The organism is Bifidobacterium sp. ESL0732 (genome assembly GCF_029395535.1).
In the GTDB taxonomy this organism is placed as follows: domain Bacteria; phylum Actinomycetota; class Actinomycetes; order Actinomycetales; family Bifidobacteriaceae; genus Bifidobacterium.
Genome location: NZ_CP113920.1, coordinates 2,293,623 through 2,320,405 on the forward strand (window position 1 = coordinate 2,293,623; position 26,783 = coordinate 2,320,405).

15 protein-coding genes are annotated in these 26,783 nt (G+C 53.1%); 4 read left to right on the top strand and 11 right to left on the bottom strand.

Features of this window, described 5'->3' with window-relative positions:
• Positions 1 to 64 precede the first annotated feature (64 nt).
• The 5 genes from OZX70_RS08660 to OZX70_RS08680 all read right to left on the bottom strand — a co-directional run bounded on the left by OZX70_RS08660 (position 65) and on the right by OZX70_RS08680 (position 7,782).
• A complete protein-coding gene (locus OZX70_RS08660) occupies positions 65 to 970 on the bottom strand; it encodes a ribokinase (protein ID WP_277180798.1) in 906 nt (301 codons plus the stop codon).
• Between the two features lie 274 nt (positions 971 to 1,244).
• On the bottom strand, positions 1,245 to 1,925 hold the full coding sequence (rpe, locus tag OZX70_RS08665) for a ribulose-phosphate 3-epimerase (protein ID WP_277180800.1): 681 nt from the start codon (positions 1,923 to 1,925) through the stop codon (positions 1,245 to 1,247).
• 13 nt (positions 1,926 to 1,938) lie between these two features.
• Positions 1,939 to 2,940, bottom strand: coding sequence for a LacI family DNA-binding transcriptional regulator (locus OZX70_RS08670; protein ID WP_277180802.1), 1,002 nt, complete (start codon positions 2,938 to 2,940; stop codon positions 1,939 to 1,941).
• A gap of 137 nt (positions 2,941 to 3,077) precedes the next feature.
• A complete protein-coding gene (locus OZX70_RS08675; RefSeq protein WP_277180804.1) occupies positions 3,078 to 4,748 on the bottom strand; it encodes a PTS transporter subunit IIC in 1,671 nt (556 codons plus the stop codon).
• Positions 4,749 to 5,076: 328 nt separating this feature from the next.
• Positions 5,077 to 7,782, bottom strand: a complete 2,706-nt coding sequence (locus OZX70_RS08680; RefSeq protein WP_277180806.1) for a heavy metal translocating P-type ATPase — start codon at positions 7,780 to 7,782, stop codon at positions 5,077 to 5,079.
• 534 nt (positions 7,783 to 8,316) lie between these two features.
• Between OZX70_RS08680 and OZX70_RS08685 the strand changes: the two genes are divergently transcribed.
• On the top strand, positions 8,317 to 8,469 hold the full coding sequence (locus OZX70_RS08685; RefSeq protein WP_277180808.1) for a hypothetical protein: 153 nt from the start codon (positions 8,317 to 8,319) through the stop codon (positions 8,467 to 8,469).
• A gap of 91 nt (positions 8,470 to 8,560) precedes the next feature.
• Here OZX70_RS08685 and OZX70_RS08690 read toward each other — a convergent pair whose 3' ends face one another.
• Positions 8,561 to 9,481, bottom strand: coding sequence for a carotenoid biosynthesis protein (locus OZX70_RS08690; RefSeq protein ID WP_277180810.1), 921 nt, complete (start codon positions 9,479 to 9,481; stop codon positions 8,561 to 8,563).
• 140 nt (positions 9,482 to 9,621) lie between these two features.
• Here OZX70_RS08690 and OZX70_RS08695 point away from each other — a divergent pair, with 140 nt between their 5' ends.
• A complete protein-coding gene (locus tag OZX70_RS08695) occupies positions 9,622 to 10,209 on the top strand; it encodes a TetR/AcrR family transcriptional regulator (protein ID WP_277180812.1) in 588 nt (195 codons plus the stop codon).
• 383 nt (positions 10,210 to 10,592) lie between these two features.
• Here the strand turns inward: OZX70_RS08695 and OZX70_RS08700 are convergent, their stop codons facing one another.
• The gene (locus OZX70_RS08700) at positions 10,593 to 12,602 is read right to left on the bottom strand and encodes a trypsin-like peptidase domain-containing protein (protein ID WP_277180814.1); all 2,010 of its coding nucleotides are present in this window, start codon (positions 12,600 to 12,602) and stop codon (positions 10,593 to 10,595) included.
• A 598-nt stretch (positions 12,603 to 13,200) separates the two neighbouring features.
• On the opposite strand from OZX70_RS08700, the gene OZX70_RS08705 reads away from it, so the two are divergent.
• On the top strand, positions 13,201 to 15,870 hold the full coding sequence (locus tag OZX70_RS08705) for an InlB B-repeat-containing protein (RefSeq protein ID WP_277180817.1): 2,670 nt from the start codon (positions 13,201 to 13,203) through the stop codon (positions 15,868 to 15,870).
• A gap of 905 nt (positions 15,871 to 16,775) precedes the next feature.
• Here OZX70_RS08705 and OZX70_RS08710 read toward each other — a convergent pair.
• From OZX70_RS08710 to OZX70_RS08725, 4 genes are all read right to left on the bottom strand, one after another.
• A complete protein-coding gene (locus OZX70_RS08710) occupies positions 16,776 to 20,960 on the bottom strand; it encodes a hypothetical protein (RefSeq protein ID WP_277180819.1) in 4,185 nt (1,394 codons plus the stop codon).
• A 26-nt stretch (positions 20,961 to 20,986) separates the two neighbouring features.
• Positions 20,987 to 22,033: a class C sortase gene (locus OZX70_RS08715; protein WP_277180821.1), complete on the bottom strand. Its 1,047-nt coding sequence runs from the start codon at positions 22,031 to 22,033 to the stop codon at positions 20,987 to 20,989.
• A gap of 227 nt (positions 22,034 to 22,260) precedes the next feature.
• Positions 22,261 to 24,177 (bottom strand): LPXTG cell wall anchor domain-containing protein, encoded by a 1,917-nt coding sequence (locus OZX70_RS08720; RefSeq protein ID WP_277180823.1) that lies wholly within the window; start codon positions 24,175 to 24,177, stop codon positions 22,261 to 22,263.
• A 725-nt stretch (positions 24,178 to 24,902) separates the two neighbouring features.
• Positions 24,903 to 25,151 (bottom strand): hypothetical protein, encoded by a 249-nt coding sequence (locus OZX70_RS08725; RefSeq protein ID WP_277180825.1) that lies wholly within the window; start codon positions 25,149 to 25,151, stop codon positions 24,903 to 24,905.
• A 78-nt stretch (positions 25,152 to 25,229) separates the two neighbouring features.
• On the opposite strand from OZX70_RS08725, the gene tgt reads away from it, so the two are divergent.
• A complete protein-coding gene (gene tgt, locus OZX70_RS08730) occupies positions 25,230 to 26,720 on the top strand; it encodes a tRNA guanosine(34) transglycosylase Tgt (protein ID WP_277180827.1) in 1,491 nt (496 codons plus the stop codon).
• Positions 26,721 to 26,783: the final 63 nt, after the last annotated feature.

Sequence of the window (26,783 nt, forward strand, 5' to 3'; positions counted from 1 at the left end):
AGACTTTCTCCCATAGGCTTGGTATGGCGAAGAGAACGTTTATTCACTTTATTTGATTAACCGGTTACTTCATTTCGGCAAGTGTCGGGAAAGCGGCGTGATTGCCGACGCGGCTGACCTTCACCGCCGCAGCGTGGTTGGCAAAATTCACAGCGGCAAGGAAATCATTATGTTGCGAATAATGAACCGCCAGAGCACCCGCAAACACATCGCCTGCACATACGCTGTCGACCGCGTTGACCTTCACCGCATCGATTTCGTAAATTTGGCCATCATGATAAACAACGCTGCCATTGCCTCCCATCTTGACGATGGCAGTTTTCGGACCGAGCTCGACAATCGCCTTCGCGGCTTTGACGGCATCGACCCGGTTGTTGACCTTAATGCCGGTGATCTTCTCGGTTTCCTGCTGGTTGGGGGTCACACAGTCAGCGTATTGCATGGCTTCGGGGAAGTAGTTGTCGGCCGGAGCGGGATCAAGGATGATATACATGCCCTTTCTCCTACCCTCTTTGAGCGCGGCCATCACCGATTCCTTGCAGGTCTCCAGCTGCAGGTCGAGAACGGGAGCATCAATCTGGCTCATCGCGGTCTTGATGTCCTCTTCGGTGGTGGCGTTGTCGGCACCCATCGTGCCGAGCATCGTGTTCTCGGAGCTATCATCGATTTCGACGATGAACGTTCCTGTCCCCAGCTCCTTGGTCTGCTTGACGAATTTGGTATCGACATTCCATGAAGCCAGGTCATCCAGAATCTGCTTGCCGGCGCCGTCATCGCCGACGCTGCCGAGCATGGCCACCTTGCCACCGAGTTTGGCAGCAGAAACAGCCTGGTTTGCGCCTTTGCCGCCGGGAATCATCGTGATGCTTTTGGCGGTCGCGGTGTCTCCGTGTTTGGGATATGTTTTGGTGAACGCCTTGATATCAAGGTGCATGCTGCCAAGAACCACTACATCGTATTTCATGTTCATTGCTGTATTCCTTTTTGTGTCCATCGCCTGCAGGATTCGCAGTAACCGGTTACGTAACCTTTATTCGAACGTTGACACCGAAAAAAGGTATAGCTTTCGCCGGGGTAGGCATTTTTAAATCAAAAAATATGCGCCTGCGATGGAATTTGTTGTGTTTTTTTATTCGATTATTTGATTATGAAAGATCGGCTATTGAATTTTTGAAAAGACGAATTTGGATTGCAGAACCATGCAACCAACAAGCCAACTCATAGCTTAGAGACTTCTCGGTTCGTCAGCGCGAATCGGCCATCGCCTCGCCGAACAATGCACGGGTCGCCTTCACGTTGTCGGCCAGCGTAGAACCCTTGCGGAAGATCGCGCTGGTTCCGCCGATGAACCTTGTGGCTCCGCGGCGTACGCATTCCGGAATCGTTTCGGCGCCGATGTTGCCATCCACCTCAATGGGGATGACAAGACCACGTTCGGCGATTCGACTCGACAGATCGCCAATCTTGTCGTACATCGGACCAATGAATTTCTGCCCTGCAAATCCTGGATTGACGGTCATGATGATGACGTAATCGGTAACGTCATACACGTAATCCAACGTTTCGAGAGGCGTGGCCGGGCTGATCGCTACGCCTGCTTGCATACCGGCTTGGCGGATGGCAGTAAGCGTGCCTTGCAGATTGTTCGTGGATTCAGCGTGCACGGCGACTCTATCGGCGCCTGCATCGGCGAACATGGAAATATAACGCTCGGGCTTATCGACCATCAGATGCATGTCCAGCGGCTTCTCCGTCATGCCACGCACGCTTTTCACCAGATCGGGGCCGAGCGTGAAGTTGGGGACAAACGAACCGTCCATGATGTCGATGTGGTAGAAATCAACTCCTGCAGCATCAAGTTGCTTGACATCGCGCTCCAGATTACCCAGATCCGCGCACATCAACGAGGGACCTATCTCACACATTTATAACACTCCTTTATGCGCTCCTTGTCTGAGAAGTGTCACGTATGACAAGGTGCGGCTCAATCACGTTTTTTTGAGGTTTGTTTCCGGCCTTGACGCTTTTTTCGAACATGTCCAACACCATGTCCCCTATGTTTTCGGGAAGTTGGTTGACCGTGCTCAGACGCGGAATTGAATACCTGCTCATTTCAATGTTGTCGTAACCGATTACTCGTATGTCTTCAGGAACCTGCAAACCTGTGTCGGCGACTGCTCTCAACACCCCCAAGGCGATGGCATCGTCAGAGCATACGATTCCGTCGACATCCCTACGGACCTTGAACAAATCGCTGGCTACCCGATAACCTTCGGAAACCGAGAAATCGCTGTAAAGCTTGACCACATGCGTGGCGTTGCACTCGTTGATGGCCTTCAGGTAACCTTCATAGCGGTCCTCGGAGCTTTTCTCTCCTTCCGGACCGGAGATGAAGACCAGCCTCGAACTGTGGCCTTCCTGAATCAGATACTTGGTCGCTTGGTAGGAACCGCTTACGTTGTTGACCGCCATTGCTGCATAAGGATGCGAAAAACATGCTCTATCGATTGTCAACGGTACAATCCCGCGGCTGCTGAGAACCTCAAGATCACCTTCATCAACGTAAAGCGAATTGATAATCGCTCCCCGAACCCGAATATTGCACATGAATTTCAGGTAATATTCGACTTTGTCCCGGTCGTCTTCGCTGTTGCACAGATACACGCGATATCCGCGCGCATCCGCCGCGCTCTCGATACTGCTTACCAACTCCGCAAAAAACGGATTTGTCAGATTGGGGACAAGCAAGGCGATAAGGTCTGAGGCCTTCTGCGACAATGTTTTTGCAACGAAATCAGGTTCATAGCCAAGTCTGTTGATTACGGCACTGACCTTTTTTATGGTCTTCTCACTCGCTCCCCCCTTCTGATTGATGATGCGCGATACGGTTGCGGTGGACACTCCGCTCATTTGCGCGATGTCTTTAATCGTTGCCATCATTGCCTTCTAATCAGGTGTCGGATAGGTTTAAGTACCTTCACACTAAACCGGAGTCATGATTTGGCAAGCATCCAACGAAGGAATACGACCAAAATTCAAGATTTGCCAAAGTTCCGGCCGTATTCCAAGTTTTTAGGTCATCCGACTGCGAGAGATGCACGCGAAATAAATGAACGTAAACGATTCCGCAAAGAACATAAGCCACGATTCTTTATGCGATTCAACGTGGTCGAAGTCATTGGCCTCATCACAACGCAGGCACCGGCAGTTTCCTTGTCTTCCTGGAACGGTTCGTTCTTTTCGACAGCATCGGCGGACTCAGCGGACTGGGCAGTCACATCTGCGTCGTCCTTTTCAACAGCTTTGGAAGCCATGTCGGCAGTCACCGCAACCGTCGGAGTGTTGTTTTCGCCACGAAGCCTGGCTTCTTTGCGCAGCGTATGCACATACCACACGAACAGACCGACATAAGCGACCAACGCGAGTACGGAGCAAAGAATCAGCTTCAAATCAAGCGTCTTCGCTGCATTGCCGAAGAGCAGCGCAAGCATCTTTTCGATGGGGTCGGAATCAACGGCGCTGAACATCTCGTTCTTGCCAAGGCCGGCAGGGAAGACGCCCATGGCCTTCGAGGTCTGCGTGAGGAACGGCGCGATCAGCGTCGCAGCCCACAGGAAGATCGGAATCATGATGGTGCCGATCAGCGTCATACGCACGACCTTGCCACGAGTGCCGATAAGCAGCGCGGGGGCGAGGACGGTGAGAATAATGCCGCCCAACGGAAGCACGTTGTTGCCCGGAAGCACCATGGCGATGATCAGAAGGATCGGTGCCAGAATGTTTGCCACGGCCCAGATTTCCGCACGCGAGGCGAGAATCGGCCAGTCGATGGCGACGTAGAGCTTGCGGCCATGCATCCTGCGCTCCATGAAGGAGGTGATGCCTTCCGAAAGCGGTTCAATGGCGGGGGCGAACCAATCGCCCACGATGCCGAAGAGTTCGAGAGCCACACCGGCGGTAAATGCCAGTGTGAAGATATGCGGAGCATCCTGACGGCCGAGCAGACCGACAAACACGCCAAGATACGCGCCAATCGCGCCCTTGCTGCCGAGGAAACCGATTTTCTTGTTAAGCGTTTCCGCATCGAAATCGAACTTGTCGATGAAGGGGAAGATCTTGCTGATCAGCCTGTCAAGCAGTACCACGATGGGCGTGACCAACAGCTCAGGGTGCGCGGTGGTGGTGATGTTCGTTTCATCGTAGCCAAGCAGATCGTTGATGGTCGGCTTCATCGCATCCGCGTTGAACAGCATCAGCGCATAGATGAAGACCACGAAAATCGACATCAGGAAGAAATTGCCGCCCGAGCTCCAGTTGATGAGCAGGCCAAGAATCGATACGTTCCAGATGTTAAACAGATCGACGTTCAGCGTATTGGTGGCTTTGAGCGCCAACATCACCAGGTTGGTGATGATGCAGATGAACGCGAAATACAGCGTATAAAGCGAACTCCACGTAATCACCGCAATCGGTGCCCAACCCAAATCGCTGATTGACAGATGCAGGCCGGTGAAGGAGACGAATGCCTTCAACGCCGGGCCGAATGCTGTGGTCAACAATGAAATCACAGCGCTCATGCCGGTGAGGGCCATCGCCATACGCAGACCGCCTTCAAAAGCCCTGCTGAGTTTGACGCCAAATGCCAGCGACAGCAGAGTGATGATGATGAACATCATCGCCGCACCGCCCAAGCTGATGAACCAATTGAAACCTTGGTCCAATGCGCCCACGACTTTGGAGAAATCCATTGATACCTACCTCCTCGTAGAGCTTTCGATATCTCTTCGTTGGTTTTCCGCCGGCTTTCCTTACGTAACCGGTTACGTAAATAACACTATATGCCTCTTTTCAAAAAAAGCAAGCCACTTGGACGATTTATTGATAAGAAGTGCAAATAATGGCTTTATTGCAACGTTTTATCGTATCTAAAATTATCAGAAAGCGCGTGTCGAGAAGAATAAATCACAAATACATAGCGATAAATTACGAAACCGATTACTCAACTTTTTATGTAAACCAATAAGAAGGCACTACTCCGTCAGCCATTCTCCTTAAACCCAGATAATAGGGACTCTTTCAGGCCTTACGGTCACGCAGCGCGGTCAGCGCCCAAAGAATCGAAACGACGTCGATGGCCTCTTGCATGAAGGCGCCAACCACCACGGGAATGAGATCGAACGCGGCAGCGACCATACAGACGAGCGCGAGGCCGAGACCGGTTACCACAGCCTGCAGCATCGTACGCTTGGTCTGACGCGCGATAGCGACTGCGTTGGGCACATCGGCGATGTCGTCGTTCATGATGACTACCTGGGCTGTTTGCGAGGCAGCGGTGGAAGTGCCGTCGGTCATAGCGATGCCGATATCGGCAGCAGCAAGCACAGGAGCGTCGTTGACGCCATCGCCGACCATCACCGAAATTGGACGCGGCTTAGGCTGGCCGGAAAGCCGGTCAAGGAATGCCTCGATTTTCGACGGATGCTGCAGCTCCTCCTGTGAAGCGTTTCTGACAGCTGACACCTTATCTTGCGGAAGCAAATCAGCACGAACATCGTCGATACCGACCTCATCGGCAATCACATCGGCCGAGCTGCGGGAGTCTCCAGTCAGCATCGTCACCTTGCCGATACCCAAGGAACGCAGACGCTGCAACGATTCACGGGCATTGCTCCGCGGCACGTCACGCAGTACGATACGGGCAGCAAGAGTCCCGTCGACTGAAACGTACGCCACCATTTCATCGGCCGAACGCGGCTTGAATTGCGAGCTAGGAAACGCCTCATCGGCTCGTAGCACAGAATTTGAATCATGCGAAACCGAAGAGTCCATTGCGGTTTTGGTTTCACGCCCGTCGCCGCCGTTATCACTGGTCGCGCTCATTACAAAACTCAGCCGGCCAACGCGGATCGTGTGGCCTTCGACCTTGCCCTGCACGCCGTTGCCGGCATCTTCGTGCACGTCATTGACCACCGGGAAAGCCGTTCGGCCATTGTGCAACTTCTTTGATGCGGCGGCTCCTGCGGCTACGATGCCCTGAGCAAGAATATGAACCGAATAGGTCTCCACCACTGCCGCAAGTTCAACGATAATATCCTCGATGTACTGCAAAGAATGAGACTCCGGCTTATCTTCGTCGAATGCAAGCAAGGCGGGTAACCGTTTACGTGCAACCTCCGGCACGTCGACCCGTACGACCTGTGGCCTGGTGACGGTAAGTGTGCCCGTCTTGTCAAAGAAGATATGCGAAACCTTGCCGAGATTCTCCAGAACTTCCTGCGTTTTCGCCAGGATTCCGGCCTTCGCAAGCCTTCCGGTTCCGGCCATATACGCCACCGGCGCAGCGATGAGCAACGGGCACGGCGTAGCCAGCACGAGCACCTGTGCGAAGCGTTCCGGGGTGCCGGAAGCAATCCACGCAGCGATGCCAATAATCAAGGAAATAATGGTGAACGGCACTGCAAGCACGTCGGCGGTTTTGACCACGGGCGCGCGCGAGGACCGCGCTGAATCGACCAATTGCATGGTCTGTTGATACTGCGAATCTTTAGCCAGTTGGGTGGCGCGAATTACGATCATCGTCGATCCGTTAATCGCCCCGGACATTACGCGAGCACCCGCGAATACGGTGCGTGGCAAGGGCTCGCCGTTGATGGCACTGAGGTCGAGCGTCGCCGTGCCGCTTAAGAGCTTGCCGTCCACCGGGACCGTTTCGCCAGGCAGAACCACCAGCACATCGCCGAGCGCCACCTGATCGACCGGCACGGTATGGAAATGCGCATCCTGAGAAGCCTGCGATTCCATAATTTTCACCGCTTGAGAATCGCGTGCCAAGGAACCGCCGATGAATGTATGCCGCGCCAACGAACCGGGAACCTGCGTACGTCGGCTCTGGGAACCGGCTCGCACGCCCGTTCCCGCATAGTCCATCACGTTGCGCTCTCTACGCCCGTCCACGTTGGCTTTCACATCAATCGTATCGCCGCCGTCATTTTCGATTTGCTGACCGCTATAGGTCTGATTGGATTTCTGCCGGCTTCCAGCCTCGCCCTTGGCCACGGATGCAAGTTCACAACTGCATTCACTCGGGTCGATTCTGCATACATTATTTTCCAAATCGTGCACGTCCACTTGCGGCAACGCAGCAGCCAAAGTCGCGCGGAAACCATCGGCCAAACGCCTGTTGCTTTCGCTAAATATTGCCCTAAGATGCGCTTTGCGGGTATCGGTGTCCTCGTTCGTTTTAGAAGATCCCTTTTGAACTCTGACGCCCTCATCGTTGAAGGCCGCACCGACCCCTGGCAAATCCGAAATATGCGCCATCTGAGGAGCCGCGGCAATCAGAGCGCTCAGGTTGCTTTCAGCCCTGGTTTGGGCAAACGACTCGATAGCCTCACCGGACCATATCATCAAAACCACGGCCCATGCCGCCCAATACTCTTGCACTCCCAACGTCGAAAGCAACGCGAGAATCGCGAGCACATCGATACCCACATGTCCGGCTTTAAGCGAGGCGATCATGCCGCGGACGGAATCGAAAACGGAATAGGCGACGAGCAAGACCACGATGAACTGACCGACGGAAGGGTTAAACGCGAACGGCCCGATATGCCATGCCCCCGCGCTCGGCGGAGCGGCCACGAAATTGCCGATTCCCAACGCACCAAGGCCGCCCAGCCACGGCCGATAATTCCAGAACAAAGCCACGAAAACCGCAGCCACGATGGTGGTGGGAAGCATTGGTACTTGTCGGCAGATGTCAGCAACTTTGCGAATGACCCGCATGAGTTCTCCTTGCGCGTGTGCTGCTTTGCCACGAATTACACAAGCACGCGGCCAAGCAAGTTGGTCACGCCTTGTTAACCCACCAGCGGCGCGAAGCCACCGATACACGGCGTAAAGATTATGAGTCAAGTATAACGGCACCACGTTGACAACGTGCCGGAAAACTCGTACGGGCCGCCAGCCTCAGCCGACGACCCACACGAATAACAATATCGAAGGACGAAATGAACAACGCCCTACCGGCCGGAACCCAACAAAGCGAAAGCTCTAGAAACCCGGATATACCTTGATGCGAACCGATTCCGACTGGCAGAACGAGGATATCATACAAGCCCATAAAGTTGCAACCGATATCAAGAAACCTTGATTTTTTGCAAATCTTGACATTCTAACTTGCGATTCAAACCCATCTATGCGACGTTGGTTATGCCGCACGCACGCGGCACGGCAATCCCCGAACCGGAAAACCGGAAACGTGCGGGCGGTCGGCTAGGGCCACAAGGCCGGCTGAACAAATATCGAAAGGAGCCAGAAATGGCACCTAACAATGAACATAAGCCCGGGAACGCCGGGCTCTGCTGGCTCGCGGGCGTCGTGCTGCTCGCGATCGTGCCGAAGGTAAGCCCGCCTCTGGCCGCGGCAATTCTGACGGTCTGCGTCCTCTACGCAATCCGCAGGATCGAATAGCGCCAGCACCGTGCCACTCTCGGCAATCAGTCGCGAGCGGCACGGCAGGTAATCCGACAGCCATGCAAGCCGTCAGATTACATCATTGCTTTCAGGCATTAGCCTTTTCGGCCACTGCCTTCTTAGCCAAAGCCTTCGGGCTCGTGGCACGATACCAGTCAATCCACTTGACGAGTGCAATCACAAACGGACCACCCATCGAGAAACCGGCGAGCAGACCGATGGCGCCATCGTAATTGATCAGCATCATCATCAGCCAGTTGCCGCCGTATGCGAGAACCGGCAGAATGGTCCAGATCCTGAGGCCGTAATGAGCGGTGTCTATCCAGGTCTTGACCTCTTTACGCTCTTGGAACCCGTGCACTACGAGGGTGAGCACGCCGACAAGGAACCAGATGAAGGTGTAGTTCGCATAAGGCACGCCGAAATAAGTTCCCGGCTTCTTCCAAACCCAAGCGCCAATGATATGGACGGCGACAGGATCGGCGCTCAGATCGACGGTCGTCATGATGAGATCAGCGGCCAAGGCACGCTCGAGAATCCTGAATGGCGTATTGATGCGCGGCGTGGGGGCTCCATCGAGGATGAAGTTCATCATCACCCAGCACATGTAAATGGAAATAACCCAGAACTGCGGAATAACCAGCGGAATCACGTCGATCTTTGGGCCAAGTATCGGCTGGAAGTAATAGCCACCGCCGACGTTGAAGTGCACCGAGAAGTCCTCAAATACGAAGCCCATAACGATGCCCGTGATGAACATCATCGTGGCGGACTTGGTACCGATAAGCGTCGATGCGTGTGACCACAGCATCAGCGTTATCGTTGTGACCCCCACCAAAACGGCATAACCGATGGGAATGACCTTGGCGATGGCAAGCCCACCGGCAATCGCCGTACCTACTACAACCAGTGCTACAAAGACAAGCAACCGATTACGCAGCGAGCGTTGTTGCTCATCAGGCATACTGGTGATGGTGGTATCGCTATCTTTATCAAAGAAAGCGCTCATAATCCAATCCTCTTTCTACTTTTTCATTGTCTTACTTGAGACAATTTGAGTGTACGAGGCGATAAAATAGTGGTCAATGGTCATCGTTTAACCACGCGCAGCGTAAACGACACTTTAGTAAAATCTGCATAGGAGGATTTTTGGCATCAAGAACGGAAGACCTCCGATATCAGAAAAACCAGAACGCGATCGTCGGCGCATTCCTTAAGCTTCTCACGAAGAAACCGCTCCATCGCATTACAGTTAAAGAACTCGCTGCACTGGCACAAATCAACCGAAACACGTTCTACTTGCATTATTCAGGAATCGGCGAACTATACGCAGACGTCAAGGATTACTTGCTGCAACAGATCCCGGATAGCCCTCCCGGCCCCGAAATCCCGACTCCGAAAGAAATGTCGAACTACGTTTCCCGTCTTATCGAAACAGTGGAAAAAGACCGTAAGATATATGCGATTCTGTTCAACAATACCGATACGCGAGATTTTGAAGACGATCTCAAGGACACATTGTTCAAATCGTGGATGAAGACGGTCATCGAATGCTTGGATCCGGGCCAGGAAACCTTGGAAAACGCAAGCCTGCGTCTGGACTTCATCAAAACCGGAATCATTGGTATTTTCAGGAGCTGGATGAGGGAACACCCGGATGTCTCTGCCGAAACCATCAGCACTATCATCAGCGATATGTACGCATTCGGATGGGCGCAGATCAAAGTCTGGGAATAATTCGTTTTTCTCCCTTCCCCACTTTCGCCAGCTCGCTACTTATCACTTATTGCACATTTGCTTGACCTAGCTGTGTAAAAAGTGACGAATAGGCCTACTGAAAGTCGCTTTTACGCAAAAGACCGAGGCAGACATATAAAAATGACAAACAAGCGGATGACGAACGAGCGACGAATAGGCAAACCTATCGAGCTACGGACGAAAGACACGCTATAGCGGGCGGCAAACGGTTTATAACTCCAGCAATTATAAAAGCCGATCTTGCGACACCTTATTAACGTTAGCATCGCAAGATTGGCTTATTTACTACTGGTTAATACCAATTTAGCCGGTTTAACCCGCACCTATCCGAGGAATCCCGAGCCAGGTGCGAGCTAGCGGCTTTACCAGAGGCCGAACGGGTCGAAGAGGCCGCCGCCGTCTCCGTCGCTGTTACCGCCCTGGCCATTCTGGCCCTGGCCATTCTGACCTTGGCCGTTTTGACCGTTGTTGCCGTTTTGCTTCTGGGTTTCGGAACGGTTGCTGCCCTTGACGTCGGTTTCCTTCTGATCGAGGGTGAGGTCAACATCCATGGTCTTGCCGCCACGCACGATGGTGAGCTTGACCTTGTCGCCGAGGCTCGCCGCACGGACGTAGCCGAGCAGTGCCGAGCTGCTGCCGACCGCCTGGCCATTGAAGGCCACCACGGTGTCGTCAGCCTTGAGACCGGCCTTGTCCGCCGGGCTTCCCTTGACCACGGCCGAGCCGCCGGTGGAAGGAGTGGTAATCTGCGCGCCGCCGCGGGTGATGCCGTCGGATTCGACATTCGTGGACTTGATGGTTACGCCGAGCATCGCGTGCTGGACGGAACCATTGCTGACGATCTGGTCGGCCACGCGCTTGACGAGGTTCGAGGGAATCGCGAAACCGATGCCAATCGATCCGGACTGACCGGAAGACGAGGAAGCGGAGGCGATCGAGGAATTGATGCCGATGACCTCGCCAGCTGCGTTGAAGGTGGGGCCACCCGAGTTGCCCGGGTTGATGGCCGCGTCGATCTGCACCGCGTTGGTCACGATTTCGGAATTGTTGTCGTCCATCACCGAAACCGGGCGGTTGAGCGCGGAAACGATGCCGGTGGTGGCGGTGTCGTCGTAACCCAGCGGATTGCCGACGGCCATCACGTTCTCGCCGACCGCAAGCTTGCTAGAATCCGCGAATTGCACCGGCTTGAGGTCACTCGGAGCACCTTGCAGCTGAATCACCGCGAGATCGGTGGTGTTGTCGGCACCCACGATGGAGGCCTTGTACATCTGGCCGTTGGAAAGCGTGACCTGGATGTTCTGGCCGCCGGAAACAACGTGGTTGTTGGTGACGACGTGGCCCTTGGTGTCGAGAATCGCGCCGGAACCCTTGGCGATGCCCTGGCTGACCTGCGTGGTGATCGAGACCACGGAATTGGAGACCTGCGAGGAGACGCCAGCCCAGTCGGGAGCTTGGCCGCCCTTGACGTTGGCGGTGCCGGAGCCGGACTTGTTGGAAGTGATACCGGCCATGGAGCTCGAAGTCGGAACGGTGACCCAACCTTTGGAAATGGCAAGGAAGCCGATGCCCAAGCACAACGCTGCACTCACCACGGCCGCGACGATGGCGGTAATGATATTGCTATGGGATTTGGGTTCTGCGTAACCGTTTCCGTAACCGTTGCTGCCGGGCATGTTCGGACCGCCGAAGTTGCCGCCATTGGGTCCTTCCGGCTGGCCAGGGCCACCGTTATAAGGGCCGCCGAAGCCGTTGCTGCCGTAATCGTTGTTGTTCTCGCCGCCATTGCCGTTCTGCCCGACGTTCGGATTCTGGCCGGCACTGCCGAAGATGCCGTTCCAAGGCATGCTCGGAGCGTTCACCGGACCGTTATTGCCGGCAGCGTTCGGATTGCCGTAGTCGTTGCCAGTGTCGCTGCTGCCGATGTGATCAGGCAACGGGCCATAGGCACCATATTCCGGAGCCGGGCGGTATGGGCCGCTATCATTGCTTGAGTTGTCGGAATCAGCCGCAGAGGAATTCGCGTAAGGATTGTCCGAAGCATTGGTAGAGGTGGTATCGGCCGAATTCGCATCTTCGGGCCGGTATCCGGTCGTGAACACTTCCGTAGGCGTGGCATTCGCTTCACTATTGAAGTTTTGCGTATCCTGCGTCGTAATGGGTTGCGTGGCGGCCGACTGATTCTCGTTCGCATCGGCCGTTTCGCTGTTGTTTGCCTGAGCTCCGGCGTAATCGCCATTATCGCTGCCCGCCGAAGCGCTTTCGGCGTGGGCACTACCGGCAAGATCTGATGAGTCCGGTGTCATATTCGTGTCTTCATTGGGACGTGCAGGCTGACCACTGCTCCACTCGTCTTTATTATCTTCAGCCATTGCTGCTCCTTATTTCCTCCAACAGGTCTGTCTTCGGCGGTATCCGCCATAAACGCCAGTCCTGAGCCTTAATAATGAGTAAATACACCCGGTCTGGATGTTTCCTGAACATTTCTTGAAAGAATAATCCCAGCATCACGGAACTTCGCCGCCATGTCCATTAAATCGGCATCAACTAGACATAATAACTGTTGCCATAAACCGGTTGCAAGACTTTTTTCGGCAGGAATTCCGTACCACTATTCTGCCGAAAGCAAAATTTCTAACAATTCAACTCGGCAAAACAGTCCATAGCGTCCGCCTTTTACCCCGTAGAATCAAGGTTATTCCTTTATGTTATATTCCCATGCATCACAATGCTTTGGCAACATCAAACCATAAAATAAGACTGAGAATAAAACCCTCTTATTGGCTCATATTCAAAGCGATAAAGAAGGATTTTCTTGATACGTCCATCGTTCTAATTGCACTACGTTATGCTAGACTAATAAGTATCATTCATCACAAAAAATGGTATAGAGAGCTAGAGAACATGCGGAATTCGAAGTTGAACAGTTCGGCACGACTTCTGACGGGTCTTACAGCAGCCGTAGCCGCAATGGCATTAACGTTGTCGCCAGCATTAGCGATGGCCGACACCCCAGACACGTCTGCACCTAAAGCGCCGGCAGCCACGTCGCAGTCTCAGTCCCAGCAGCCTGCCATACAACAGGCGAAGGAACCGAGCACACAAGGCGATTCTTCGTACGCCTGCACCGAGGGCACAAGCACGTTCAAAGAATGCTTCCCCGACGCGGTTTTCCGCACATATCTGGCCAGAAAGTACCCACTTGACGGCAGTACGTCAAACAGCTCAAATCCAGGTAACAAATTCGATGACACCGTAGTCACCGCCGGATGGGCCGGCAGCGTCCAGGCCATTGACGGCAGCGGATTCGGTACATTCGGCATCCCTCTGCAAAGCGGAGTCCACAATATCCAAGGCATTCAGCTGTTTACAGAACTTGAACGCTTCACCGCAAGCGGCGCGAACGTCAACGGTTTCGGCCCGGTCAGCGACTATTCTCCAATGGCCCATCTTGAGAAGCTGATTTCGGTGGATTTCCAATGGGTTGGAACCACGGCCAATGGCGACCTCAACCATGCCAATCTGACCACATGGAATTCTGATGGAATGCCCGCATTGCGTTCGATCACCTTTGCGAATTCCGGTTTACGCGACCCCTCGCAACTGCCGAAGCTATCGAAACTGATTTACCTCAGCCTCGACCGCAGCGATTTCGCCGCATCCGGCACTGACCAAAGCTCCAATGACAATCGTCAGGCATTCGCCGGCTTTGACGCGGCATATCCGAACCTTCAGGAACTTAATGTCGCACACTGCGAATCCCTGCACGCAGACACGGACTTCGACGTCCTCTCCAATTTGCGTCATCTTACCACGTTGGATGCAAGCGGCATAGGAATCGGCATCGACGGCGAGATTCCCCCGGCTGTCGCTTATCTGAACCAATTGCATACGCTGCTTCTCCACGACAATCAAATCAGCGATGTGTCCCTACTCGGCGGGCTGACCAGCCTTCAGACCCTTGATTTGAGCTGGAATGCCATCCAGGACATCTCCCCTCTTTCCAATCTGACCCAGCTGACCAATCTGGACGTGAGCAATCAAATTTTGGCATCAAATCGTTACACGGCGAATCCCGATGTGACGATTCCCGCAACTGAACTGACCAACACCACGGACTCGCAGCCGGTAACCTTCCAAAGAAACGCTTACTATCGCTACACGAATAGCTCGGGATATCCGGAAAAAGCCGACATCGACTCGGCCAGCATTCAAATCAGCAGCGGATCTGTGGTAATCAAAGACCCGCACGCGGCAACCACTCCAGGCGATTTGCCAGAAGATATGGTCAATCAACTCATCGGCGGCAAGCTGCGCAACGGCAGAATCTTCCTCCAGTTCGCTGCGCCAATCACCAATCCTGCTACGCACACGTCGATAGGCGATTTCGACGGGTTGCTGGCACCCACAATAGGTGTGCCACAAGTTGTCATCGATCTGCGCGGCGGTACCCTCAACAACGACGGCAATCCAGGAATCAGGCAAGTCCTTTCCGGCGATAAGATGGCAGATCCCGGCACCCCGGAACGTATCGATGCAAACGGGAAGAAAGACACGTTCGAGGGTTGGAAGGCCTGCGTCACCGGAACCACGAACCCGAACGCCGCTTCCTGCTCGTTCATCAGCGCCAAAGATTTCAAACCTGCTGAAGATGCAATCATCGACGACACCACCATCTACGCCCATTGGAAGAGCGATGACGCACACACCGCAACGTTCAACCCGAACAACGGCAAAACTTCTTGGATGGAAACAGTCAATCCCGGCGACAACCTGAAAGAGCCGGCGAACAAACCAAGCTTTGACTCGCATAAGTTCCTGGGGTGGTTCACCCAACCTTGGGGCGGTGATCAATACTCCTTCGGTCATGAACTTAATGATGACATCAATCTTTATGCACATTGGGAAGTCGCGAAGCCCGCACCGGTGACCTTCACCGTCTTCTTCGATCCGCATCCTGGCCACTTTGATAAGCAGCATGGTTTCGATGCCCTCAAGCAGCGTGTGGTGCAAGGCGGACAGGCCACCAAGCCGACGACAGACCCCAGCAGAGATGGTTACACATTCGCCGGCTGGTATGACAGCGCCGAAGGCGGAAATGAATTCGACTTCAACAAGGCAATTACCGTGGATACCATAGTCTACGCACATTGGACGTTTAATGGAGCGAATAACACACCCTCACCTAGTCCATCTAGCCAAATCATCAACCGCTATGTGACTATCCAGAACTTCAACACGACCAACAACTTCGCGGCGCCAAACGGCGGTAATGCCAATATGCTCCGCAATGCCACCGGCGGGAACAACACACCGCAACAGCAGGCGCCACAGACGCCACAAGCTCCGCAAACACAAGGTCGTAAGAAGATCTGCAAGACCAACAACGTACGCAGCATCAATCCCTCGATACCACAAGATGAAACTGGGACCGTGGGCAGCGTTCGCCAAATTGCAGATTTCGACCCGCAGTGCGTAAGCGCCGAACCGGCAACGGTCCACGCTCAGACGCGAGGACACTTGAACTGGATGTGGCTGCTCTTGCTCCTGCTTCTGCTGCTCATCCCGTTCTTGATGAACCACGACCGTCTGCCTGACATTGGCCAGCACAAGTCGCCTGAAATCTATCATTATAACTAAAAACTGATTTATTAAGGAATGTTCCGGGAATCCACTCAATATAGGTTCCCGGAACATTTTTATATGCAGCGGTAGTCCGGATAAACAACCGGCCACGTCTCGCTCTGTTCCTATGCCTCCTGCACTGCGTGTAGAAGGCATAGACGCATATCAGTTCTGGCCTCTGAGACCATATCTGCTTGAGGCAGGAGGATTGTCAACGCGTGTGGCTGCGGGATCCTCAGCGCCTGCCAACATGCGTCTGAGCGAAACCAGCCCGAGGTGCAGCGGGTGCTTGGAGAAAACTCCATCAAATACCGACTGTCCAAAGGGAACCATAGACCCCATGTGACCGGTACGGAATAGAAAAGAGCGGAAACCAGCATCAGCGTAAAAAGACCCAACTTCAGGCGAGATTATATACACCCAAGGCGTTGAAACCCAGCCACGGAACCAGGAGCTTCTTTTGTAAAGTAGATTAAGAGGTAAAGTTCCTGATACAGTTTTCCATAGCTACGCGGCACGGGAACCTCTCCAGCATCGTCGCACACGTCGCGTCACCATACCGGCTCATGCAAGCTCCACAAATCCTGCCCATATCTTGCTGTCGAGGCGAGTGCGACATGGCGCAACCAACACAGGTATGATGACACTCCGTTCGAAGTCATGACGGCCCCACCATTGAATAGATCTGGTGCGGCATCAGCCTCTACCTGAACAAGTTATACGCCGACGCCCAAGCCGTCGCCCGATACCCGGACACAGCCGACTACAACTCACCAGGCAGCTATCAGGCACACACTCCGACCAATATCCCAATATCTTCTTTAAAAAGATGCGGTGAAACGCTATCAACGTTTTCACCGCATCTTAGACCCTCTTTACACAGCGAACGACTCATTCAAAATCGTGACGACAGTAAAGAGTCAGCGCCTTCGTCTCTTTGTATGAGCCACATGACGTGGCCCCTTGCTACGTGCAACATCCGAGACTGCGCGTTGGGCAATAACCCCTCCGCGTTCGGTCACCATGCCGGCTTGCTCTTTATTGTGCTTATATCGACGATAGATGACTTCTGCCGTAGCCAGCACGAACAGCAGCAGCAAGAGCCACAAGAGCCATGAACCTGTATACGGCAGGTTTTTAACTGGCTTAGGAACGAAGCAGGTATAGGTCTTGGACTGGTTGCCGGAAGGATCGGTCACATCAATCTTCACGTTGTGCCCCAACTTGAAGTCCTGAGGAAGCGTGACTTTCCAGACACCGCTACTGTCAACCGTGGTTTCTACAACGTCTGACTCATTGGGGCCCCACGTGACGTCGACCTTTACTTTGTCAAATCCATTGTAAACGTCAGACTCGGTCAGCTTCCCTTGGAGCTTCCAATAGTTGATCTTCGGGGCCTTTATCTCCGGAGGCGTCATATCCATCTGCTGATCGAGATAGGTATATTCAGAAACCTTATCATAACAGGCATCATAAGCAATAAAGCGGTAGCTCTGACTGTCTTTGACATGACTTAAGAAATTCTCAAAATCTTGACCAGTGACAGTCACACTCCAATCAGCATCGCCTGGCTTGCCAATGTCTACGCTACCTAATTTCGTGCCACTCTTGATCAAATTCTTTAGATCATCTTGACTCACCTCAGCCGAAGGGTCCGATACAGTTTTGTCACCCATGTACACTGCATACAAATCAACATTCGAATTCGAGAACGGTCGATGAGTATCTGTTCCGCTAATCACCAGCTTACGCTCGCCCTCAGCGATGTCACCGGTCGCCTTGACGGTATGCGGCATATCCACACTCGTAATCTTGACCTTGGAATCGTTACGGAACGCAGAGCTGTATGAGTAGTCGTCAAATACCGTGTTGACAGTCCAACCCTTCGCCATAATAGCCTTGATGTTACCCTGGCTCATTTTCTCTGTGGCGCCTTTTGGATTGTCTTTGTCCTTGGCGTTGTACAGCGGATTGTATACATCCTGAACAGCCTGCGACACCCCTGGCCCAGCGACACACGAGCTGTTATCGCCATCGCTATTGGTCGAAATCGGCCACGTCAACATCTTGAAGTAACCGTTGTAATCGGGATGTTTGCCCTTGATCACACCAAAATCAATGCTGCCATCGGGTTTTTGCGCATCGCCGCTGGCAAGAAGGCCGCCGTGATCATTTTCCTGCCATCCATAAGGGTTCCTATAGTCACGCGGCTCATTCACTCGCGAACCCCTCTGCGTGTCACCGCCGCTGGTACCGGCATCACCGGGCTGATCCATTTTCTGAGCTGTCGGCGTCAACTCCTTAACCGGCTCCCACTCATCTCCATTCTTCAATGCAAACCACTGGAAATAATAGTTGTTCACTTTGTTGCAAAGATTTGGCTGATTATTATTGACGTCAGGATTATACCAACGCGTGAAGAATGTGTTACTTGGCGCAATCCCCGGGGCAGTACGAGCCCCCTGACCGCGTACAGGCGGAGCAGCAGTATCAAACCCTTGATCAAGTGTCAGTCCCCAGTTCGCTTCGCCACCACTCCAGAATGTTGGGTGCGTTTCGTCATAGGCTAATGACGATATAGGGCCACCACAGTTCGCAGAATCCTTACTGCTGCATGATTTACCACGGTAAACCTGTTGCATATATCCTTGTGAAATCCTGTTCTTATAAGTCTTCCCTGTGCCGATTCCTGTTTCCAAATCAATTTGCAAAGGCTGCTGCGTGCCGCCCAAAGTATCACCGATATCTTCATAATCGACATCGCCTGTCAACGTAATCGTCAGATAGGCAAGGGGACCTTGATACTGGACGTCGCGAATAGTGAAGAAGTCATAATTATTCGCACCGACGTTTCTGGCCCACCAATAATTGGCGTTGGATTTGTTGGCGTCCGTGTTTTCGGCTTTGTTATCACTGCTCCAGGTATTGAAATACTTGGCTTCTCGAATTCTGGTACTTTCAGTATTCTTGTTTTTACCAGCCGTTTTCCCGTACCAATACGTCATCTTCATGCCACACGCACTGTTCACATCAATACCGTGAGCCTGATCTTTATCATCACCCATATAGTTCCAGAATATGCCCCGCTGATCATTGGCACCGAGACCGATGCAGCTCGGATTCACATCATCTCTGGCGACTTTCACCACAAAGTCCGCTCGTATTTCGTCGCCCTCTGTGTCAATCTTATCGTTGTAACCAAGCATCTGAGCCATTACCGGCGTATGGATGGGATCATCCGGCGACAGCGGCTTCGTGGAGTTCTTGTTATTGTCGGTCGTCTTTGGGGCTTGCTGATTATCGGAAACATTGACACCTTGATAACCATATCCATCGAAGACGGTGTTGACATCGAACCCAAGATTCATCAGATATTGAGCCTGTTCAGGATGCTTCTCGGCCATTTCTTTGGAGATGCCCTCTTCATTACCACTGTAAAGAGGATTGTAAATATCCTTCATAGTCGCCTTGTTGGCACCTTGTGCATCGGTGGCCACGCATGCCTTTGAAATCTTTCCAGAAGCATCGGTGCTGGTAGGCCATGCGACCATCTTGAAGTAGCCGTCAAAGCCCTGATCGGCCTTGGCCTGCGCAAAATTAATGGAACCATCAGCGTTCTGCACACTCTTCTTGTACTCGTTATTGCCACTGGTATCGGCAATGAGCGTACGCGCCGGATTCGTATCATCCTTGGCATTGTACGAGAAAAATGTATTACTGCCGATAGGAGAGGAATCAAACTTTGCAGGCGTCTGCCCATTGGAAGACAAAGCTTTTGTATTGAGCTCTGTGACCGGAACCCAATTGCCGCCCTTGAGACCAAACCATTCGTAATAGAAACTCGTGGTGTTGCCACAAGTGGTTACATTCTGATGCTGACTTCCCGTATCACCGCCAGGATTGGTCCAGAAGGTGAAGAACGACTTTGCAGGAGCTACACCAGGATCGGTAATCGTCTTGTCGGCCTTGCTCTGGTCTGCTTCTGAAATTCCGTTGTCAACGTGTAGACCCCAGTTGGCCTGGCCGCCACTGAATAGGCTAGTGTCGCCGCCATTACCGGCGTAAGCCAACGGTCCAGCACAATCATCGCCCTTGCAATCGGTGTTATAAAGATAGATCGGATACTTGTCTGTAAGATTGGTTGCATGTTGCTCGTCACCGGTAATCTGTTGACCGTCTACCTCGCAGTCACCGTTTGAAGTGCCGCAAGAATTTACATTGATATTCTTTCCGACCACTGCATATACCTGACGGTCATATTTGCCACCGCCAAGAACCTTGGAAGTGTTGTCTTTCGGGTACCACACCCTGCCTTGTGCGGAAATCGAAAGATAATCATAGCCATCTTCGCCTTGTTTGATGCTGTGAATGGTAAAGAAATCAGCTTTGTTGCGACTCCACTGAGCGGCAGCAAGCTTTGCCTTGTCAGCTTCCTCAGGGTTGTTAGTTATCGTCTGCAGATATATCATCCTGCGAAGCTTGTTTTGCTTCCTCGCACTCGAGTTGCCATCGGAATAAAAGAGCTGAAGATTGGTCTTCTTGCCGTCGAAACTCCATTGCCCCACACCTTGCGCATATGGATTGACAGAATCATGCTTCACACGAAGAACAAAATCCATGCGCAACTGATCATCGCCAGTGTTGGCACGCTTGTTATAGGCGAGCATGGCGGCAAGCTGAGGCTTTACATCAGTCCCCTGGTCCTGAGCGTTCGGGGTTGCACTTCCGGCCTGTGCGCCTTCCTTGGTTGAATTTCCGTCCTCGGCTCCCTGGGAAACATTCGTCTTGGCCTTGTCGTCACCTGCTGATTGGTCAACCTTCGCCTGCGATTTAGGCGCCTGTGTGTTGTTGATACCCGGCTTGGCCGCAGTGACTCCGCCGTTGGAGTTCGCTTGGCCATCTGCCGACTGCTCACCGGTCTGGGCAGTTGTCTGTGAGTCTTGCGTCTGAGAGTTTTGGCTTGCCGAGTCATCGGCAAAAGACATCAGAGGACCGGCCATCAGAGCTGCAGACACCAAGATCCCCACCACCGCAGATAACCGACGGACGTTATGCCGAGACGGTTCTGATTGGTTTGACTTGTTCATGTCCTCATCCTCAATCATTTACTTGCTACAAACTTTACAAAACTTCAATTCCCGTGCCGAGCGCCACCGCGTCGACGGAATATTCCATCCGTATGCAACGGCCACGGATAGATACGATGGTGGTAATACCTGACTTGCAGGGCTCCCAACCCAAGTAACAGCACTGCAACCAACGTCAATATCGAGGGAAACAGCGGATCGTGCTGTCGCATTTCACTCGGAGTCAGCGTCGTACGTTCCGCAGTCAATATCAGACGGCTGGTATTGATGCCGTAGGGCGTGCAGGTCATCAACGTCACCAGTTCCTTGCCCGGAACCACCGTGTACAAATGGGTGTCGGACGGATCGATAACATGGATACCGATAATCCTGTATGCCATCTTCTGACGTAACACATTCAGAAAGAAGACATCCCCTTTGCGCATGCGATCAAGCCTCGTAAACAGCAATGCCGAGGGAAGCCCACGATGCCCAGAGAGTACCACATTCGTCGACGGTCCTCCGACTGGAAGGCTTGTGCCGCGCAAATGACCAATTCCTTTGGCCAGAGCATCCTTAGACGTACCGTGGTAAATAGGCAGATTCACTGAAATCTTCGGAATCTTGATATCTCCCATGATGCCATCACTGACGTTCAGCAACCGTTGATAGGTTGAATTGCGTAGTATCGGCGGAATCAATTCTTCCTGGTTATCGGCTGCATCAGCATTTGTGTCGCTTTTCGCAGCATCCGAGCTACCACTACTCGATCCGAACGGGTCACTGAATTCGCCCAGATCGCCTTGACCTGATTGTGCAATCGCCACATTGTACTGTCGAGCTGCATTGATCTCGGAGCGAATCCTTGCCACCGGCCATGCGCCAACCGAAGCCTCCACCGCATCAGTAGCGGCTTCTTCCTGCCGAGCGTTGTAACTCTGCAGCGCAGGAATCCACAGTATCGCTATCACCAACAGGATAGCCAGCAAATCATGCATGACATGAATTGCCACACTATACCAGTCGTGCTTGCGGGCAGAAGGATCGTAACGAAAGAAAGACTCAAAGCTAGCGTCAAGATTGACAACGCCCAACTTATCCGTCTTTTTCATGCCCCTACTCTCCTAGTGCACTCTGCAATGCTGCACCACACAACATCAGAAGGCAAAGCCCTGATTCCTTTATGTTTCACACATCTGGAACATACTTTTCAAGACTGCTTGAGGTTTCCGTTGCATTGACAAATGCCGCAACGGAAACCTCGGGAAGCTGGACCCAGCGGGAAAGACCGATCAATCAGCCCTTTCGTTCTTTCCCGACAAGCCCAACCTTTACATCATCAGACGCGGCGACGAGTCGCTTCGTGACGACGCTTGAGCACTACAGTGCCACCGAACAGCGCGGCGATTGCGAGAATCACAATCACAGCGAGGATGATGCCTGCACCACCAGTGAGAGGCAGCTGGACGACAGACGGCACGTTGGTAACTGTAACAAGTCCAGCGGGTGCGGTCGAATTGACCAATCCCCAAGCATCCTGAATAACGGATACCGAGGAAGTGACGTTCTCATCGGTCAAACTCCCGTCACCCTTCGTCACGGTAATCTTGAACTTAGGAAGCATCACTCCACGAAGAGTGGGGCTAGTTGCGGCATGAGTCTGCTGAATCACATAAGTACCCGTTGGCATATCGTTGAGCGTAATCGTGCCCTTGGTGTCATCAGCAAGACTCGAAACGTCGAGCGTAGAGGTCTTCTGCGCAGTTCCAGTCGGATCTGTCGTGGTATATACACCATTGTTAGGGTCGGTGGGAGAATGCTTGACAAACTCGATTGGATCGGTCGCACCATCCTTGGTAATCGTGAACTGAGAGCCAGTCAGAGCCGCATCGTTGCTACGCAGGACGTTCTTCAGCTTGATGGCAAAGGTGTGTACCTTCACTACAGGAACATTGATAACGTCTACCGGGCAAGTAGTATTCGGCACAGACGGATCGCACTTGGGATCAGTGGAATGGCTTAACGAAGCACCGTTGGACGGTTGACTTTCCAAACCGTTCATCATCATGTCATAAGCGACATCGATGGTATAGCCATACTTGAAGGTATCGGTATGGTTGGCAAGCGTATTGCTGAAGTCAATCACAAGTTCCTTCAGACCATTTGAGGAGTTGGTCTGAGTCCCCAGTGTGTAAAGATCAGCCGAAATCTTGTTGGCATCGGTGTTGGCGTCGGAAGCCTTCGCCTTTACGTAAACCTTAACACCGTGCGTCTGATCATCGAGCGGATTCGGAAGAGTGAAGCCCTTGCTCGGGGTATCAACCATCTTGAACTCATAGTGAGCGAATCCAGTGGTCAACGGAACCTTCGTCGTCAGATGGAACTTGCCCCAATCGTTCTTACCCAGAGAAGTGCTATTGGGATCGAGCGTCTTGGTAAACGTAAGCTCATCATCCTTGACATTGACTGTGCCCAGTTGCGTACCGCTTTCATCAGCGACAAACTTGACATAAGGATTGTCGTCGCTGCCGGCTTCATAGACACCGGTGCCCACCATCATAGGAATCGACAGCTGCGAACCCGCAGGAATCTGGGACGCATCAGCTATATCCTTAATCAGGTACAGACCCTGAGGGAGGCCTTCGAATGTAGCAGTGGTCGCAGTTTCATTTTCTGCTGCGGTGGCCGTCGGAGCAGCAGCGAATTTGGCATCAATAGCGCTGTTCTTTTGCAACGCTGTCACCAAGTCACGCAGCTGGCCAGTATAAGGCGCCTTGGAAGAAGACTCATCCTTGTTGTTGGTCAACGAATCAGTGGTTTTGAAGCCAAGTAACGAGGCAGCGACTTGACCTACCGGGTTGTCGGTATACGCAGCTTCCAACTTATAATTCTGTCCCGCGCCATCCTTCAAGCTGGTATAGGCATCTGTGACGGCCTGCTTGATAGTGTCGTCCTTTACGGTTCCTACGCTCAGACCGGTCAGCTTGTGGGCATCATCACCGGTGGTAGCTGTTGTCTTGGCAGCATAATCATAAGTACCAATTCGCAAAGCTGCGAACTTGTGACCCTTGATGTAGCTGTTCTTTTCCGCTTTGACCGTCAACGTAGCCTTGTCGGCAGTCGACAGCTGCAAATCAGTACCGTCCGAAACGGTCGCCGCATTGGCCATCGACGCACCAAGCGGCATCAGCGCAAGCAGAGTGGCTGCCGATATAGCAACCCCCAGTGCCTTGCGTAAAGAAGTTCGTACTTCCATAATCTATTCTCTCCTTTCACCTGCGGATTGCGCAACCACACGAATCCAGCAGGGAACGTGTCCCAACCAGGGACGACCACCAGCTCCGGCGTCAAACCTCTCTCGTCGGCGTTGCGGTCTCGTCTCCAGCCGCTTATCTACCGTACATGAGTGATTCCAGTCACATACGACTCGCACACCTTCTTTCGAACGTGCGCGAAACGACAGTCGCTTTCAAACCCAACAGCGAATCGCCATTTATGTGTTGTAAAACACAATACTTATTAGTCTAGCGGAAAATTGAGATACATTTTGAGGCTTTTTCTCGTGTAATTGCAACGAAAATGCCCGACATGACAGCCCAATACAAACTTTCGGAAATGATAATTTTCGCTAAATGTCACACAAAATCGACCTTTTTCGACGGGAAAATCAGCGATTTCACGAAAGGAAATAAACTCTCGAAACGGGTTAAAAAAGTTTTCAAATTCCTCTACTGGCTTAATAACGTATGAAACATGCCACTTTTTGCCCGCAGTTTTATCTTTTGACATTATTATTCAGAACTTTTCTTATCGCCATAACCGCAATACACGAATCTCCCGCAAACTATGGAAACTAGCGGAAACGGAGTTCTAAAGTAAAATGCTTTATTTCAACAAATAGTATTAAATAGTCTAAATGAAAAAGATTATACAAACGTTCTTATAAAAACGTCAACAAATCGCATTGTCGGAAGTAGGATGTCATACAAGCCAGCGACCGCCTTTTCTGACCACCGCCTCAATAGGCCAGTCGCCGTTTCCCACTATCTTCTTGATATTTCTGTTCAATTCCCTCTTGCTTGCCTTACTCTTGCGTCTCGTTTCTTGGAGCTTCTCGTTTCCCGGAGCTTCTCGTTTCCCAAGGCTTTCCTTTTCCCTTTCCCCCTTCTCCTTTCCTCCCCGGCTTTGGCTTTCCCATAAAGCTAGGGTTCCCTTTAAAATCGGAGACATGACAAGCTTTCGTCGCATATCACCGCGCGGGCGGCACGAGGAAGCGGACACTACGGAATGGCGATAATGGAAACGGCTATGGATAAATCAGCGAATCAATCAACAGACATGGCAACGAGCACGGCAGACGGCACGGCTGGAGCATCAGACCGGACTGACGGCAAAAACGCACAGAACCATGTCCCCGGACGCAAGGATGTCGCTTCGGAAGCCACGGCTTACGCACAGACCCGCTCTGCGACAACGGTTTCGCAGCTTGCGGTGAGCGCTTCTGGCCTTTTGGAACACCCGCTCGGAGCCGAGCCCGGCAAGCCCGGCGACCGCAGCAAGTTCTATTTCGAGCAGCATACGCGTCTTTCGGATTCAGCGCGCGGCTTGGGCCGCGGTGGGGCTCGTTACGGACGAACCGGAGTCATTCATACACCGCACGGCGATATCCGTACCCCATCATTCGTGCCGGTCGCCACGCAGGCCACCATGAAAGGCGTACTACCGGAAACCATGAAGTCACTCGGCGCACAATGCCTGCTTTCCAACGCGTTTCATCTTTTTGAGCGCCCTGGTGAAGATGTGCTTGACGAAGCCGGCGGGCTGGCGCGCTTCGAAAACTGGGACGGGCCGACCTTCACCGATTCCGGCGGCTTCCAGGTGCTTTCACTGGGCGCCGGGTTCAAGAAAACGCTCGCGATGGACGTTACCGGCATGAAATCGGACGACGTCATCGCGCCTGGCCGCGAGCGCAAGGCCTTCGTCGACGAGGACGGCGTCACGTTCAAGTCGCCGCTCGATGGGTCTCGCCATCGGTTCAGCGCCGAGATCTCGATGGGAATCCAGCACAAGATCGGTGCTGACATCATGTTCGCCTTCGATGAGCTCACGACGCTGATGAACACGCGCGGCTACCAGGAGCGCTCCGTCGAACGCACCTTCCGTTGGGCTCGCCGTTGCGTCGCCGAACATCAGCGGCTCACGGAGGCTCGTGTCGGTAAGCCTTATCAGGCACTCTATGGCGTAGTACAGGGCGCGAATTATGAGGATCTGCGACGGCGCGCGGCATCCGAGATCGCCTCGCTCGACTTCGACGGCGTAGGTATCGGCGGGGCCATCGAGAAACGCGTCATCGGCGACACCTGCGCGTGGATCTGCGACGAGATGCCTGAATCTCGGCCTCGCCACGTTCTAGGGATTGCCGCAGTCGACGACATCTTCGCGTGCGTGGAGAACGGCGGCGACACCTTCGACTGCGTGGCCCCCGCACGCTGCGCCCGCAACGGCGCGATTTACACGCGCGACGGCCGGTACAACATCAAGCGCGCCGCCAACAAGCGCGACTTCGGCCCGCTTGAGGAGGGCTGCGACTGCTATACGTGCACGCACTATTCACGTGCCTACGTCGACCACCTGCTGCGCGCCCACGAGATCAACGGAGCAACGCTCGCCACCATCCACAACGAGCGCTTCTTCATCCGCCTTCTCGACGACATCCGCGACTCCATCGACGGCGGCTACTTCGACGAGTTCCGCGACGCGACGCTGGCCCGCTACTACGCCCACGGTTCCAAGGGCTGAGCGCCATTGCCGCGATGCTCATCAGCGTCCGGTTATGTCCGCAGATTCAAGAGGCGACAACTA